We start from the raw sequence: 16,243 nt of genomic DNA, 5'->3' as shown, positions 1-16,243 counted from the left end.
TTTATGTATTAGTAATCAAATCGTTAAAGCCAAAGTCTATTTTCACCAGATTAATCATAAACAGGTTTTTTCAAACTTAAAAAACTAATTCATATCGAACTGAACGCCCTGCTCCTAAAACTTGCAATGCACCTATTTCATTCAAATGTTGTAAATCACGCGTTGCTGAAGCTTTAGAAGTTTTAGCGATAGCCATATATTTTTTTGCAGTCATGCCGCCTTGAAAACCCTCAACACCAGCATCGAACATGCGATTAATCACTTTCTGTTGTCTTTCGTTCAATAATTGCTTGAAACTATCAAAATACTTAACCTTCTTCACCGTAAATTCAACCAACTGCTTTGCTTCTATTTGAGCTGTTAAAATTACCTTTCCGAAATAAAGGATCCAATCTGTAATATCCAATGTAGATTGTGCAGCTTTCAAAGCGTCATAGTATTGATTCTTATCCTTTTCTATAACTTTGGATATCGACAACAATACTGGACTTTGCAATGTGTGTGACAATGTATATTCGGCTAATGCTCTACCGATTCTACCATTACCATCCTCAAAAGGATGAATACTTTCAAAATATAGATGTACGATAGCTGATTTGACGATGGCTTTACTGATCTTATCTAAATGACTTAAATTATCATTACTAAACCAATGTATAAAAGTCTGCATTTCTTGAGCTACAATTTCTGAAGGAGGCGCTTCATAATGCACCACTTCACGTCCATAAGCTCCAGAAACAACTTGCATAGGTTCTGATCCCTCACGCCATTGTCCCGCATTTATCGTCAAAAATGATTCCATCAAAATTTTATGCCAGTTCAAAATCATGTCAAGAGACAAATCATTAAGGTATGACTCTCGAACCTCGGTCATTAATCTTGCCATACCCGCTACACGTTTATCCGTAACTTTAATATCTGATCGCAAACCTAAATTACGTTTGATGGAGGACATCATATCGATACGGCTCATATATTCTCCTTCAATTTCAGAGGATTTAATTGCTTCAGAAATAAGAATCTCAATAATAGTTTCCTGCTTCAAATCATCATTCAAACCTGTAATTAAACCATTTACCACCCCCAACTCTTCAGCAAAAGAAATGGAGATCGTTTGTAGACTTTCAAGCGTAAACCTAAAATTAGGCCAGTCTTTATATTGCCAATTATACATATTGAGCCGATTTAAATAAACATTCAACTCAAATATAACAAAAATTTGAGCCGATTAAAGGGAATAATCGGCTCAATAGAACTAAAAAATTAATTTACCCTCCCTAAGAATCACTTTAGCATTAAGATTAAAACCACCACTTTCATTCTTGACAAAAGAATAATCTATTCCACGATTTTCAAACTGATTTCTTAACGCCTCAAGAAAATAGGCACGGGCGCTCACCCATCCACGATTACCAACCTCACGATTAAAACGCGCTACTAATTGCTCATCTGATAGCGTTGCTAATTCAGATTCAAATTTTTCAATTAAATTTTTCATTGTTTTGATACTTTAAATTATTAAATAGTATCAATCATAAAGACTAAGGGAGTGACCAAAATTTTGACTGAACAGCCCTCATCGATTGACCACCGTGGTTGGTTAAACTCGGTTGGTGTACATAATTGTACTCTTGATGATTGAATTATGTCCTAAAGATAGAAATTAATTATTTGAAGCAAAAATCGCGCTAAAATTGACAGTGATTGACTGCTACATATCAATTAAATCACTCAATTTTCCTTATCTTTACACTAATAATTTATTAAACGAAATCGCGTAAGCTATCCTTGTGGTTTAACTGAAACTGCGACCTTCACTTAAACAACCACCAAAGGATAGACTTACGCCCGTGCCTCATAATGGGCGTGGGCTAAGTCTGTCTGGTTGTTTGGTTGTCGCAGACCACAGTTAAGGACATGATTTTAGTTTCACGCCTTTTTTATTTTTCGAATTATAATCCAAAATGGCACAAGAAAACTTTTATTATCCCTACGACAGCATCGCATTAAAATACATTGATCAGCAAATCGTTAAGCGTATTATCATAGCCTATGAAAGAGGGGATCAGATAGAAAAAATAAAAGCAGATTTCCCCGATGCACCTATTACCAATAGTCTATACGTTAATCTTCCATATGAACTGACAGATGAAAAATGTATCTGTGGCAACTATATTTGCCGAAAGGTTGTGGGTACGTGGCGAAATCAAAAAATACAAACCACGTACAAAACCATTAAAAATGCATCGTTTCAAAACTAATGCATTACAAACAATAAAGCATTGAAAATAATTCATCTTCAATGCTTTATATTTATTTACTAATATCTAGTTATATCCAGTAATATGCAACTACTTTCCGATACAAAAAGTAAAAACACACTATAAATCAATTAATTACAAAGATAAAGGTGTACAAATGGCGTACAGCTTATTACTTCTGATTTCGATTGAGCACACTAATAATAAGTTTCTTTACGGTTTCCATTTCTTCGGGTTTACTGGAAGCAACAAACAAAGTAAGACTGGCCAAGGCTTCGTTGCTTATAATAGGCTTCTGGTCTTGAGCATATAGCAAATCATTCTTCTCTAAGAAAAGCAGGAAACAGGCTGCTGCTATCCGTTTATTCCCATCGACAAAACCATGGTTTTTGACAATCAAATATAATAACGTGGCTGCCTTTTCCTCAATGGATGGATAGAAATCTTCTTCGCCGAATCCTTTTGAAATTTGCGCGATAGCACTCTGAAAACTACCATCTTTCTCTTTACCAAAGATTGCAGAATCAAAGTCCACTCTCATCGTATCGATTATCTTTTCGTAATCGGCTGATTCGGGGTAATTAGCTGAACGTGTGGTCAACCCCTTACCATCCAACTGCTCATGGTCATAATCATCCAACAACTCCAATCCTTTGGCAAAATGCTCCAGCCAATCCAATTCAATCTCTCCTATTTTTCCCTCGATCGCACGACTCAATATACGGATACCATCTTTAAGAGTCTGAACCTCTTGCTGCTTCTGAGCTAAACGTTTTTCGTTGATGACATAGCCTTGTACAAGATAATCTTTTAATCGCTGGGTTGCCCATTGACGGAATTGGGTACCTTGTTGGGATTTCACACGGTAGCCAACTGAAATAATTACGTCGAGATTATAATGCTCTATGGCACGCTTCACCTGTCTAGTTCCTTCCGTTTGAACTGTCAAGGATTTCTTGACAGTTGTATTCCTTGCCAACTCCCCTTCTTTAAAACAATTATTAATATGTAAGCTTATATTCTGCTTAGTCTGGTTAAACAATACAGACATCTGCTGTTGGCTAAGCCACACAGTATCTTTCTCAAAGGTTACTTCAATCTGTGTTTGACCATCCTTGGCTTGATATATTTCAATCTGGTTCTTCATTACTTAAAATTCAGTCACAAATAGTTTCTCGTTTATTTGCCGATACAGAACTTCGAAAAGATGTTTTCAAGCAAGTCATCGGTGGTCACCTCCCCTACAATCTCACCTAAATAATGCAGTGCTTGCTTGATGTCCATGGCAAGGAAGTCTGATGTGATGGGGTTATCGATATTTTCCAATACACGATTTAAAGATGCCTCGGTACTTTTGAGAGCTTCGACGTGGCGTATATTGGTAAGGATGGTTTCGTTGGTATCTATTCCGCTAACATTCACGGTTTCCAAAAGGCTTTCTTTGAGCTCTTCAACGCCAACATGCTCTCTGGCTGAAATAAAGTGAACAGGCAGTTCCTTTAAGTGTTCTTTTTGCTCTGCTGTCAGCAATTCAGCTTTATTGACTAAAACAATATATGGTATGTCTTGGTTATCAAGCCCTTTTACTTGTTGTGCAATGTCACTAAAATCTTGTGTGGCATCGGTCATATAAATAATGAGCTTAGCTTGTTTCATCTTTTCCAGCGTACGTTCAACTCCTTTGGCTTCAATCAGGTCTGCAGTTTCGCGGATACCGGCGGTATCAATGAAACGGAAAACAACACCACCGATATTAATCTCATCTTCTATGGTATCTCGCGTAGTACCGGCTATGTCAGACACAATAGCCCGTTCTTCATTAAGAAGGGAATTAAGCAGGGTTGACTTCCCGACATTGGGTTTTCCGGCGATGACAATTGGGATACCGTTTTTGATAACGTTCCCCAATTCAAAAGAGGAAATAAGTTTGGTAATGACGCGATTGATCTGAAGGATAAGCTCCCTTAATTGTTCGCGATTGGCAAACTCAACATCCTCTTCTGCAAAGTCTAACTCAAGCTCAATCATCGACGCAAAATGAACGAGCTGCTCTCTCAGTCCCTGAAGTTCATTGGCAAAACCTCCTCTCATTTGCTGCATAGCAACATCATGTGAGGCTCTGGAATTGGAAGCTATCAGGTCCGCTACTGCTTCTGCTTTGCTGAGATCAAACGCTCCGTTTAAAAATGCTTGCAAAGTAAATTCGCCAGGCTTGGCTGCGCGAGCTCCGTTTTCAATAAGCAATGCAATAATGCGTTGGATAATATAGCTGGAACCATGGCAACTGATTTCAATTACGTTTTCTTTGGTATATGACTTTGGAGCGAGAAAGATACCAATAACGACCTCGTCGAGAATGGACTCACCATCCATAACAAGTCCAAAATGGAGTGTGTGACTAGCTTGCTTGCGAAGATCTTTGCCTTTAAAAACAGAATTGGCAATGTCAACAGCCTCAGGACCGGATAAGCGTATAACGCCCAATGCGCCGCTACCTGAGGGTGTTGATAATGCTACAATGGTTTGCTTTGCGTTCATACACGCAAAGATAGGGTATTTAAGTTTACCCCACTTTCGTATTTTTTAAAGTTCTCGTCAAAAGCCTTAGCGAGTTTATTAGCTTGTTCCTCGTAGGCTTGCTGGCATGACCAGGTTTTAGCGGGATTGAGTAGATCTGAAGGTACACCTGGACAAGTCGTCGGAAACTGCAAACCAAAAATAGGATGTCTTTGGTATTCCGAATCGTTCAGTTCACCCGCCATCGCGGCTCGAATCATTGCTCGGGTATAACGTAACTGGATGCGCCGGCCAACACCATAAGGCCCTGCTACCCAACCTGTATTCACTAACCAGACATTGATGTTGTCTTTTTCAATTCTCTCACCTAGTAGTTCAGCATATTTGGTTGGGTGCAATGGAATAAATGCCTCTCCGAAACAGGCAGAGAATACCATCTTCGGCTCGGTAATACCTACTTCGGTTCCAGCTACTTTAGCGGTATAACCGGAAATGAAATGATACATAGCCTCCTTGGTTGTCAATTTGGAAATGGGTGGTATGACACCAAAGGCATCGGCAGTGAGAAAAAATATATTCTTCGGTGTGGCCGATATTTTTTGCTTAACCGCCCCTTCGATGTAATCGATTGGGTAGGTTACACGTGTGTTTTCGGTTTTGCTTGTATCTTTGTAATCAGGAACACGTGTACCGGGAAAGCAATTGATGTTTTCCAACAGAGATCCAAAGCGAATGGCATTGTATATTTCAGGTTCTTTTTCTGCCTCAAGATTAACACACTTAGCATAACATCCTCCTTCGAAATTAAAAATACCTTCATCGCTCCATCCGTGTTCATCGTCGCCAATCAGATGGCGACCGGCGTCTGAAGAAAGAGTCGTTTTCCCGGTACCAGATAAGCCAAAGAAAAGTGCTGTTTCGTTGTTGACATTGGTATTTGCCGAACAATGCATGGATAGAACCTTTTTATTATGGGGCAAGAGAAAATTAAGAACACTAAAGATTCCTTTTTTTATTTCGCCAGTATAGCCAGTGCCAGCAATAAGAATGATTTTTTCCGTAAAACTAATAATAACGAAATTAGCGCTTGGAACACCGTCAATAACAGGTTCGGCTTGAAAAGTTGGGGCAGCAAGGATAGACCATTCGGGTCTCTTATCGGCGCTCACCTTGTCAGAGCGAACGAATATATTGTCAGCAAAAATGTTCTGATAAGCAGTTTCTGTGATCACCCGGATACTGATTTGATGCTCAGGCGCTGTACAGGCAAAGACGTCACGTACGTAGATCTCCTCTTTGCTGAGATGCGCGGCAACTTTCGTATAAAGCTTATTGAAAATGTCAGTAGAAATCGGCTGATTAATATCTCCCCACCACACGGCATCGCGGGTAATATCGTCTTCGACAATGAAACGGTCTTTGGGCGACCGACCCGTAAAGTGACCTGTGTCTGCTGTGAGTGCACCTGACTCAACTAAATAACCCTCGCCTTTTTTTATGGCCTCTTCTACAAGTTCAGGAACAGTGAGTTGATAATTGACTTTATTGCCTGCATGGATCTGCAAGTAGGACAAATTTGGCAACATACAATCGTTTTTTTAATAAATTAATAAAATTGGTTACATTTTTCGGGTCAAATTTACCATTTTATTAATCAAATAACCTAGTCTATCGATAAGTATTTCATTATCTTCGCATTGAACCTTTAAATATATCTATGAATTTATACAGTATTGATACGGAACTTTTTAAATTGGACGGAGGAGCAATGTTTGGTGTGGTGCCTAAAGTGCTATGGAGCCGCACGAATCCAGCGGACGAGAATAACCTATGTACTTGGGCGATGCGACTTTTGCTGATTGAGGATGGAGATCAGTTAATTCTCATAGATACGGGCTTGGGTGATAAACAAAGTGAAAAGTTTTTCAGTCACTATTATATTCACGGGGAACACACGCTCGATAAGTCCTTGGCAAAGCATGGTTTCTCGAGAGATGATATCACAGATGTTTTTCTGACCCATTTGCATTTTGACCATGTTGGAGGGGCTATCGTTCGTGAAGGAGATCAACTTGTCCCTGCTTTTAAAAATGCTCACTATTGGAGCAATGCGCAACATTGGAAATGGGCGACGGAGCCGAACGACCGAGAAAAGGCTTCTTTCTTGAAGGAAAACATCTTACCCATTCAGGAGAGCGGGCGACTAAAATTTGTGGAGGATAAAAGTGTGGGGGTTCTGAATAAAAACATCTCTATCCGCTTTGCCTTTGGTCATACCGATGCGATGATGATGCCCCAAATTCAATATAAAGACAAGACAATCTTGTACATGGCAGATTTGCTGCCTTCAGTGGGACATATCCCTCTACCTTACGTAATGGCTTACGACATGTTCCCGATGAAGACGTTAGAAGAGCGCAAAACCTACTGGAATGAAATTGCAGACAACGATATCATTTGTTTTCTGGAGCATGACCCTATACATGAATGCTGTACTCTTCAGCACACAGAAAAAGGTGTCCGCTTGAAAGATACGTTTACGTTGGAGTCTATTTTATAAGCGCCATTTCTTGATAGACAACTATCTAGAAAGCCCTAACTCCTGAAACGTGTTTCCTTGGTTTACATCACCCGATTTATAACCTTTGGTAAACCATTGCATTCGCTGTTCCGAGGTTCCGTGCGTAAAGGTTTCTTGATTGGCACTACCCTGCATGCGTTCCTGAATGGTATCATCCCCTACGGCATTAGCAGCGCTAAGTGCTTCTTCAATATCACCGGGCTCTAAAGCATCGTTTAACTCTTGGTTGTAGTGAGTCCACACGCCAGCGTAAAAATCGGCCTGCAATTCCAGAGCAACGGAAAGACGGTTGGCATCAGCAGCACTGCTGCTCTGCATAGCCTGTTGGGTCTTACCGCTAACACCTAAAAGATTCTGAACGTGGTGACCAACCTCGTGTGCAATAACATAAGCTATAGCGAAATCACCGCCCTTTGCACCAAACCGAGATTGCAGCTCATCAAAAAACACAAGATCCATGTAGACCGTCTGATCTGCAGGACAATAAAACGGGCCTGATGCCGCACTCGCTCCGCCACAACCAGTTTGAACAGCATCGCTGAATAATACCAATTGGGGATTCTGATAGGTCAAACCGTTTTCCTGAAAGATTTTCGCCCAGATATCTTCTGTATCTGCGAGCACGACGGAAACGAACTCACCCATTTGCTTTTCCTCTTCGGTAAGCTCAACAGTTCGTTCAGTTCCCTGAGATCCGCCCTGAGTCATCTCAGGCGGGATTACCTGCGATAGATCTGTACCTGTAAACATCTGAACAAGCAGCACAACGATACCGATCACTCCACCTCCTAACAACATTTTCCCGCCAGACATACCCCGACGATCTTCCATATTTGAACTTCTTCTACGACCTTGCCATTTCATAGGTTTTAATTTTTGTTAGCGTTAAAATTTTATCAATTAACCTGACAACAGATTAAACTCTGTTAAAAATAGTCTTTTAAAATAAAAATATTCTATACATTAGAATTACATCAGTTTAAACACAAAAGATATGCCTAATTTATCATGGAAAAATCATTTTTCTGATAAGAAAGAGAACACAACTGACACAAGGATATTTTGGAACATTTTTTGCTGTAGCAGGACTGACGGTAAAAGCTGATAAATACCTCATTATCACAGAACTTTTATCCCATTTTATCGTTATTACTATATAATTTTCTTATTTTTGCAAACTTTTGCACCATCAAGGAGTACTTTAAAATTATTTAATGAGACAACTTAAAATTACGCAATCAATCACCAATCGTGAGTCACAGTCACTTGACAAGTATCTTCACGAAATTGGAAAGGTTGACCTTATTACGGCTGAGGAAGAAGTAATTCTTGCTCAAAAAATCAGAGAAGGCGATCAAGCCGCATTAGAACGTTTAACCAAAACGAATTTACGTTTCGTAGTATCAGTAGCGAAACAGTACCAGAATCAGGGTCTCACCCTCGGAGACCTAATTAACGAGGGAAACTTAGGCTTAATCAAAGCCGCAAAACGATTTGACGAAACCAAAGGGTTTAAATTTATTTCCTATGCAGTATGGTGGATTAGACAATCAATCCTACAAGCCATTGCTGAACAATCACGTATCGTACGTTTACCTTTAAATCAGGTTGGGTCGTTAAGTAAAATCAGCAAAGCTTTTTCAAAACTGGAGCAAGACTACGAACGCGAGCCTTCACCAGAAGAATTAGCTGATATGCTAGAGACAACAGTTGATAAAATTTCCGATACCTTGAGTAATTCAGGTCGCCATGTCTCAATGGATGCACCTTTTGTACAGGGTGAGGAAAACACGTTACTGGACGTATTGGAAAACAATGATCCGAATACGGATAATACGCTAATCGACGAGTCTCTTTCAGAGGAGATCAGAAGATCATTGGCTACCTTGACTGATCGTGAACGTGAGATTATTGTACTTTTCTTTGGCCTGGGCTCCAATCACCCCCTCTCCCTTGAGGAAATTGGGGAGAAATTTAGCCTTACACGTGAGCGCGTGCGCCAAATTAAAGATAAAGCACTTCAGCGTCTCCGCCATACGTCAAGAAGCAAAATATTAAAAACCTACTTGGGGTAAGTGTAGTTACTGCTTTAAGTTGTTTATTTAAAAAGGGAGGCTAGCAAAATTGCTAGCCTCCCTTTTTAAATATTACGTATCGTTTAGATTTAGATCAGGTTGATACTACGTTTAACAAAGTTAGTAAGCTCTGCTCCTGTTAATAAACCTCTACTCAATAACGCTAAATCAAAAGCTTGTTTTGCCAAGTTCTCTTTGTTAGTATCATCTTCTTCTAAAATACGTTTTATCAAAGGGTGATTTCCGTTTACTGTCACTTTATAACTATCTGGCAGGCTGCCATAAAAGCCCATCCCACCACCATTCTGAGCCATATCTTTCATCCGACGCATGAACTCATCCATGGTAACCGTCACAGGCAAAGCATCTTCAGCCAAAGGCTCTACATGCACTTGGTATGTTTCTTTATTGATCGTTTTTTCAAAAAGCGATTTCACCGAATTGCTTTCCTCCTCACTCAAAACCAACTTATGATCTTCTTCCTTATTAATCAATTTATCAATCACATCTGAATCAACACGCTTCAGGGAGGTCTTTTCAAGCTTCTGCTCTAAGAAACCTACAAAATGATTATCTAACGGAGAGTCGAAATTAAGAACATCGTAACCTTTTGCTTTGGCTGCAGATATAAAGCTATCTTGGTTTGCAGGATCATTACTATATAGATAAACAACCTGCCCTTCCTTGTCCGCCTGGATGTCTTTCACTTTTTCAGCATACTCTTTTAAAGTAAAGTACTCATCATCCACATTCTTTAATAAGCAAAAATCGTTTGCTTTTTCAGCGAACTTGTCATCAGTCAGCATGCCATACTTTACAAACACACCAATGTCATTCCATTTTTCCTGGAAGCTTTTACGATCGGTCTTAAAAAGCTCATTCAACTTATCGGCAACCTTCTTCGTGATGTGATTGTTAATTTTCTTAACGTTGCTATCTGCCTGCAAGAAACTACGAGACACGTTTAACGGGATATCCGGTGAATCGATAACTCCATGAAGCAACATCAAGAACTCGGGTACAATATCCTTTACCTCGTCGGTAATAAATACCTGTCTTGAGAACAATTTGATTTTGTTCTTTTGAATATCTAAATCGTTCTTGATTTTCGGGAAATAAAGAATACCAGTTAGGTTGAACGGATAATCTACATTAAGATGGATCCAGAACAAGGGATCTTCACTGAAAGGATAAAGCTCACGGTAAAATGCTAAGTAATCTTCATCTGTTAATTCAGAAGGTGACTTGATCCATGCGGGATCGGTATTATTAATAATATTATCAACCTCAACAGATTTATATTTTGGTTTACCTTCTTCATCTTCCCCGTCAGGCTCCGAATTAGTTTTTGTTCCGAATTTGATAGGCACAGGAAGAAACTTACCATATTTATCCAGAATGGTTTGAATTCTAGATTTGTCTAAGAACTCTTCAGAATCGGAGTTAATATGCAAGATAATGTCTGTACCGCGGTCAGTTCTGTTACCATCAGAAATTTCAAATGTTGTACTCCCGTCACATTCCCAGCGAACAGGTTCTGCTCCTTCTTGATACGACAGGGTTTGAATTTCAACTGTATCTGCAACCATAAATGCAGAATAGAAACCCAAACCGAAACGACCGATGATCTCATTTGCATCCTTAGCTTCTTTGAATTTTTCAACGAACTCCTCCGCGCCTGAAAAAGCGATTTGGTTGATATACTTTTTCACCTCTTCAGCGGTCATACCAATACCGCGATCAGAAATCGTTATCGTTTTCGCTTTTTCATCAAATGAAACCTCAATGGTCGTATCGCCAATATCACCATCAATTTTCCCTAAGCTGGAAAGACGTTTTAGCTTTTGTGTGGCATCCACCGCATTGGAAACGAGCTCACGTAGAAAAATTTCATTATCTGAATACAAGAATTTTTTGATCACCGGAAAGATATTCTCGGTGTGAATGGAAATATTACCTTTTTCTTTCATAAACTTATATGTACTTATAACTTATAATTTTGTGTTGTAATAGAGTTTGATCATCTATAATCAACTAATGTTCCAAGCCATTTTTATCGGTCAGACTGACAGAACAACTGACACTTAAATTATTTTTTATAAATTTCATTGTGAAAATGAAATTCTTTTGTACATTTGGCAATACAATGAAACAAATGAACGCATATTGGTATTTTGGTTTCTTCTTTTACTTCTTTAGTAACAAGAACCGGGATTGATATGCATATATAATAAAAGAAATGTATAAAAAGTCTCGGTGAACACCGGGACTTTTTTTTTGACTATAAGAATGAACAAACAACGAATAGCTATCCAAGGAATCAGAGGTTCTTTCCACGAAGAGGCCGCATTCAAACATTTTGGCGAAGACATTGAAACCGTCGAATGTGATTCTTTTAAAGCAACATGTGAAGCTTTGAAACATAAAAAAGCTGATTATGTAGTAATGGCCATTGAAAATTCTATAGCTGGAAGTTTACTCCCCAATTACAATTTACTTCAGGAGTACCGTTTCGCTATTATCGGCGAAACTTACCTGAACATCCAACTGCATTTGTTAGCGCTGCCGGGCGTTAAGCTAGAAGATATCAAGTTCGTAGAATCACACCCAATAGCCTTAAGGCAATGTGGTGATTTCTTTGACGAGCATCCTCATTTAAAAGTAAGCGAAGGGATGGACACGGCAGCTTGCGCTAAAAAAATCGCTGACAACAAATTAACAAACACAGCAGCGGTTGCTAACAACCTTGCGGCTAAACTTTACGGCTTAGAGATACTAGACCGCCGTATTGAAACCAATAAGAAAAATTACACTCGTTTTTTAATTCTAGCACCTGTAGCAACCGAAAACCCAAAAGCAAACAAGGCATCGATCTCCTTCCAAACCGACAACTCAATCGGCTCACTGGCAAAAATCTTAAACTACTTTGCAGAGAACAACATTAATCTTAGCAAAATTCAGTCGATGCCGGTACTAGGCAGACGGAACGAATATATTTTCCATGTGGATCTGGAATGGAAGACCTTAGCAGAATACGAAAAAGCTATCCGCAAGACTCTAAAACGCACAGTGAATTTTAACATTCTCGGCGAATACGAGAAAAATGACAAGGTATAAAACAAATCAAGTAAACAATAACATTCAAATAATTAACAACATCATTCATTAAGTAAACCCTAGAAAAATGAAACTTAATTTAGACATCGTCCCTTTAAATTCCTGGTTAGATACTGGCAAAGAGCCGCTAATCATTTCGGGTCCGTGTAGTGCGGAAACAGAAGAACAATTATTAGCTACTGCTAAACTTTTGGCAGCTACTGGAAAAGTATCAGTCTTGCGTGCCGGAATCTGGAAACCGCGTACCCGTCCGGGAGAATTCGAGGGAATCGGAAGTATCGGACTCGAGTGGTTGAAACGTGCGAAAGAAGAAACCGGATTGCCCACTGCAATCGAGGTTGCTACAGCTAAACACGTAGAAGAAGCTCTAGCAGCTGGTGTAGACATTCTGTGGGTAGGTGCGCGTAGTACAGCAAATCCGTTTACTGTACAGGAAATCGCGGACGCTCTGCAAGGTGCAGATGTACCCGTATTGGTGAAAAACCCAGTTAACCCAGACCTATCCTTGTGGATCGGTGCATTGGAGCGTATTAACCGTGCAGGAATCAAAAAATTAGGAGCGATCCATCGTGGATTCTCGTCATTCGAAAAAACCTCATTCCGTAATGAGCCAATGTGGGATTTAGCAATCCAATTAAAAACGGTTGCACCGGAATTACCAATCATTAACGATCCAAGTCATATTTGTGGAAACCGTGAGCTGATCCCTTACATCTCACAGAAAGCCTTAGACTTGGATATGCAAGGATTGATGATTGAATCTCACTTAGATCCATCGGTGGCATGGACAGATGCCAAACAACAGGTAACTCCAGCGGCTCTTGCTGAATTGGTGGATCGTCTGGCACTTCGTAAAGCAGACTCTGACAATCCAGTTTTCGAAGATCAACTTGCTGTATTGCGGAAAGACATCGACGCTTTAGATGATTTGATCATCCAAAAGATCGGTGAGCGTATGAAAATCGTAGAGAAAATCGGTGAGTTTAAAAGAGATAATAGTGTTACCATCTTACAAGTTAGTCGATGGGATGAGATTGTTGAAAAAAGAACCGCTATCGCATCAGCACTGAAACTAGATAAAGAGTTCACAGTAAAACTCTTGGAACTGATTCACAATGAATCGATCCGTAAACAAAATGAAATCATGAACACCAAAACTTCTGTTGAGGCGTAAATGGAACAAACAGCAATTCGATTATCACACCCTAGCAAAGAGGTGAGGGAAGTTATCCAATTAACCGGGTCCAAAAGTGAAAGCAACCGGGCATTGATTATCCGAGCCCTGAACCCTGAACAGGTTAGCATCCACAATCTTTCCGAGGCAGCAGATACTGTCACACTAGCTGCTGCGCTGGAAAAGATTGCTACGCTTCAGCATAGTGGAGACTTTAGTAGCAACTCAGCTCCTCAGAACACTGAAAAAACTGAAGCATCAGCGCAAAATCTGCAAGTCATCGATATCGGCCCTGCGGGAACAGCAATGCGGTTTTTAACAGCCTATACACCCCTGCACCGAGGTGAGTTTCTGCTAACCGGAAGTGAGCGTATGAAACAGCGACCTATCGGAATCTTAAGCGACGCCATGACGGCCTTAGGTGCAAACATAAGCTTTGACGGAAATACAGGCTACCCTCCCCTTCATATTGTCGGTCCCCTTACACAAAAAACAAGGAAAGTCAGCATACAAGGAAACGTAAGCAGTCAGTATATTTCAGCTTTGCTTTTAATAGCCAGTTCTTTACCGGAGGGTTTGGAGCTAACGATCGATGGGGAACTGACATCTGTTCCGTATGTTGAAATGACCTTAAATATGCTAGAAGAGGCTGGTATCCAGCACCAATGGACAGACAACCAACTAACAATTCTGCCTCAACAGGCTAAAATCAGCACACTGTCGATTGAGCCAGACTGGAGTGCGGCTTCCTATTGGTACTCCATATTGGCACTTGCCGAGAAAGGGGATCTGTTGTTACCCGGATTAAAAGCTTCTAGCTTACAGGGCGATCAGGCGATCAAGGACATCATGCTAGATTTTGGTGTTTTATCGGTCTTTACGGACGACGGACTAAAACTCACCAAAATAGAGTCGAATAATGTAAAGGACTGTTATAATTTTATTAGATGTCCTGACCTGGCGCAAACAGTCATCGTCTGCTGTGCTGCCCTCAACCATGAGATATCCTTTACCGGATTAGAAACTTTGAAGATAAAAGAAACCGATCGGATTGCCGCATTGCAGAACGAATTGGCTAAATTTGGCGTACGGCTCTTTGAAGAAGAACCAGGTAAGTACCGTTTGGATTGCAGCAAAAAACACAACCCAGATCAGGTAACTTTCAGTACTTACGAAGATCATCGAATGGCAATGGCTTTCGCTCCTTTGGCGTTGGTAATGAATGATGTCGTTATTGAAGAACCCAACGTCGTTGAAAAGTCATATCCCTTATTCTGGAAACATCTTCAAAAAGTGGGATTTAAAATCGATTAACACCTAGACACTAACAATCATCTAAGCATTAACAATCAATACATGGCAGGAAATTCATTTGGCAAAGTATTTAATATTACCACTTTCGGCGAATCACATGGAAAAGCGATCGGGGTAATCATCGATGGCTGCCCTCCCAACCTAGAGTTAGATCTGGAGTTTATTCAAAGTGAATTGGATAAACGTAAGCCGGGACAATCAAAAATCACAACGCAACGAAAAGAAAGCGATACCTTTGAAATCCTTTCAGGCGTAATGGATGGAAAAACAACTGGCACACCCATTATGATCTTAATCCCAAATGAAGATCAACGCTCGAAAGACTATTCACATATTCAAGATAAATACCGTCCTTCCCATGCAGACTATACTTATCAGATGAAATATGGAATCCGTGATTATCGTGGTGGCGGTCGCTCATCTGCTCGAGAAACTGCCGCTCGTGTTGCTGCTGGCGCCATAGCCAAACTTCTTTTAAGACAGTACAACATTGAGATTTTTGCGCATGTATCCGCAGTAGGCACCATCGAAGCTCCTAATCTGGATTCTGACATCATACCGAAGCTCGTTGAAGTTCGCGAAAGCAATATCGTGCGCTGTGCTGATCCCGCAACAGCCAAAGAGATGGAACGTTTCATTGCCGAAGTAAAAAAGGACGGCGACACCGTTGGCGGACGAGTTTCAACTGTAATCCAAGGTATCCCAGTGGGGTTGGGTGAACCTGTATTCGATAAGCTCCATGCTGAACTGGGCAAAGCCATGCTTAGCATCAATGCTGTACACGGCTTCGAATATGGTTCCGGTTTTGAAGGCTCTAAAATGAGAGGTTCGGAACACAATGACATCTTCATCAATCCACAACATTCTTGCAATTCATTGCGAACACTGACAAATTTCTCCGGAGGTATCCAAGGTGGAATCTCAAACGGAATGGACATTACGTTTAATGTAGCCTTTAAACCTGTCGCCACCATCATGAAAAAACAGAAAACGATCGATGATAGAGGCAACGAGGTGGATATCGTCGGAAAAGGCCGCCATGATCCCTGTGTTGTACCCCGCGCGGTCATCATCGTGGAGGCTATGGCTGCCTTAGTAATTGCTGATCAACTACTTAGAAATAAAGTATACAAATAAAGTTTTTATTATTTTATTGTAATTTTTCTCGGACAACATTTGTATTCAGGATTTTGTATGTACCTTT

14 protein-coding genes and 1 riboswitch are annotated in these 16,243 nt (G+C 40.2%); of the genes, 7 read left to right on the top strand and 7 right to left on the bottom strand.

The features are described 5' to 3' along the window. Nucleotides 1–76 precede the first annotated feature (76 nt). Nucleotides 77–1,174 (bottom strand): Fic family protein, encoded by a 1,098-nt coding sequence (locus D3P12_RS08980; protein WP_118194772.1) that lies wholly within the window; start codon nucleotides 1,172–1,174, stop codon nucleotides 77–79. Nucleotides 1,175–1,255: 81 nt separating this feature from the next. Continuing rightward, nucleotides 1,256–1,498, bottom strand: a complete 243-nt coding sequence (locus tag D3P12_RS08975; protein WP_118194770.1) for a hypothetical protein — start codon at nucleotides 1,496–1,498, stop codon at nucleotides 1,256–1,258. Between the two features lie 49 nt (nucleotides 1,499–1,547). Next, a riboswitch (SAM-I-IV-variant riboswitch) is annotated at nucleotides 1,548–1,643 on the bottom strand. Between the two features lie 321 nt (nucleotides 1,644–1,964). On the opposite strand from D3P12_RS08975, the gene D3P12_RS08970 reads away from it, so the two are divergent. Further along, complete coding sequence (locus D3P12_RS08970) at nucleotides 1,965–2,261, top strand: hypothetical protein (RefSeq protein ID WP_118194767.1); 297 nt, start codon at nucleotides 1,965–1,967, stop codon at nucleotides 2,259–2,261. Between the two features lie 172 nt (nucleotides 2,262–2,433). Here D3P12_RS08970 and rhuM read toward each other — a convergent pair whose 3' ends face one another. Genes rhuM through pckA form a run of 3 tightly spaced genes read right to left on the bottom strand, consistent with a single transcriptional unit; the run spans nucleotide 2,434 to nucleotide 6,364 of the window. Further along, nucleotides 2,434–3,408, bottom strand: coding sequence for a RhuM family protein (gene rhuM, locus D3P12_RS08965; RefSeq protein ID WP_118194766.1), 975 nt, complete (start codon nucleotides 3,406–3,408; stop codon nucleotides 2,434–2,436). A 32-nt stretch (nucleotides 3,409–3,440) separates the two neighbouring features. Next, on the bottom strand, nucleotides 3,441–4,799 hold the full coding sequence (gene mnmE, locus D3P12_RS08960; RefSeq protein ID WP_118194764.1) for a tRNA uridine-5-carboxymethylaminomethyl(34) synthesis GTPase MnmE: 1,359 nt from the start codon (nucleotides 4,797–4,799) through the stop codon (nucleotides 3,441–3,443). Further along, nucleotides 4,796–6,364, bottom strand: coding sequence for a phosphoenolpyruvate carboxykinase (ATP) (pckA, locus tag D3P12_RS08955; protein WP_118194762.1), 1,569 nt, complete (start codon nucleotides 6,362–6,364; stop codon nucleotides 4,796–4,798). The genes mnmE and pckA overlap by 4 nt, the downstream gene beginning before the upstream one ends. Before the next feature lie 131 nt (nucleotides 6,365–6,495). Here pckA and D3P12_RS08950 point away from each other — a divergent pair, with 131 nt between their 5' ends. Further along, nucleotides 6,496–7,338, top strand: coding sequence for an MBL fold metallo-hydrolase (locus D3P12_RS08950; RefSeq protein ID WP_118194760.1), 843 nt, complete (start codon nucleotides 6,496–6,498; stop codon nucleotides 7,336–7,338). 21 nt (nucleotides 7,339–7,359) lie between these two features. On the opposite strand, the gene ypfJ is transcribed toward D3P12_RS08950, so the two are convergent. Further along, nucleotides 7,360–8,223, bottom strand: a complete 864-nt coding sequence (gene ypfJ / locus D3P12_RS08945) for a KPN_02809 family neutral zinc metallopeptidase (RefSeq protein ID WP_118194758.1) — start codon at nucleotides 8,221–8,223, stop codon at nucleotides 7,360–7,362. A gap of 350 nt (nucleotides 8,224–8,573) precedes the next feature. On the opposite strand from ypfJ, the gene D3P12_RS08940 reads away from it, so the two are divergent. After that, complete coding sequence (locus D3P12_RS08940) at nucleotides 8,574–9,434, top strand: sigma-70 family RNA polymerase sigma factor (protein WP_118194756.1); 861 nt, start codon at nucleotides 8,574–8,576, stop codon at nucleotides 9,432–9,434. A gap of 89 nt (nucleotides 9,435–9,523) precedes the next feature. On the opposite strand, the gene htpG is transcribed toward D3P12_RS08940, so the two are convergent. Then, nucleotides 9,524–11,404, bottom strand: coding sequence for a molecular chaperone HtpG (gene htpG / locus D3P12_RS08935; protein WP_118194754.1), 1,881 nt, complete (start codon nucleotides 11,402–11,404; stop codon nucleotides 9,524–9,526). Nucleotides 11,405–11,723: 319 nt separating this feature from the next. Between htpG and D3P12_RS08930 the strand changes: the two genes are divergently transcribed. The 4 genes from D3P12_RS08930 to aroC all read left to right on the top strand — a co-directional run bounded on the left by D3P12_RS08930 (nucleotide 11,724) and on the right by aroC (nucleotide 16,176). After that, nucleotides 11,724–12,551 carry a prephenate dehydratase gene (locus D3P12_RS08930; RefSeq protein WP_118194752.1) on the top strand — a complete coding sequence of 276 codons (828 nt, stop codon included), beginning with the start codon at nucleotides 11,724–11,726 and terminating at the stop codon, nucleotides 12,549–12,551. 67 nt (nucleotides 12,552–12,618) lie between these two features. Beyond that, nucleotides 12,619–13,725: a chorismate mutase gene (locus D3P12_RS08925; RefSeq protein WP_118194751.1), complete on the top strand. Its 1,107-nt coding sequence runs from the start codon at nucleotides 12,619–12,621 to the stop codon at nucleotides 13,723–13,725. Then, entirely contained in the window at nucleotides 13,726–15,039 is a 1,314-nt protein-coding gene (locus D3P12_RS08920; protein WP_118194749.1) for a 3-phosphoshikimate 1-carboxyvinyltransferase, read from the top strand. A 42-nt stretch (nucleotides 15,040–15,081) separates the two neighbouring features. Beyond that, entirely contained in the window at nucleotides 15,082–16,176 is a 1,095-nt protein-coding gene (aroC, locus tag D3P12_RS08915; protein WP_118194747.1) for a chorismate synthase, read from the top strand. Nucleotides 16,177–16,243: the final 67 nt, after the last annotated feature.

The organism is Pedobacter indicus, from assembly GCF_003449035.1.
Classification (GTDB): domain Bacteria; phylum Bacteroidota; class Bacteroidia; order Sphingobacteriales; family Sphingobacteriaceae; genus Albibacterium; species Albibacterium indicum.
This window is presented reverse-complemented; position numbering and strand designations above follow the sequence as displayed.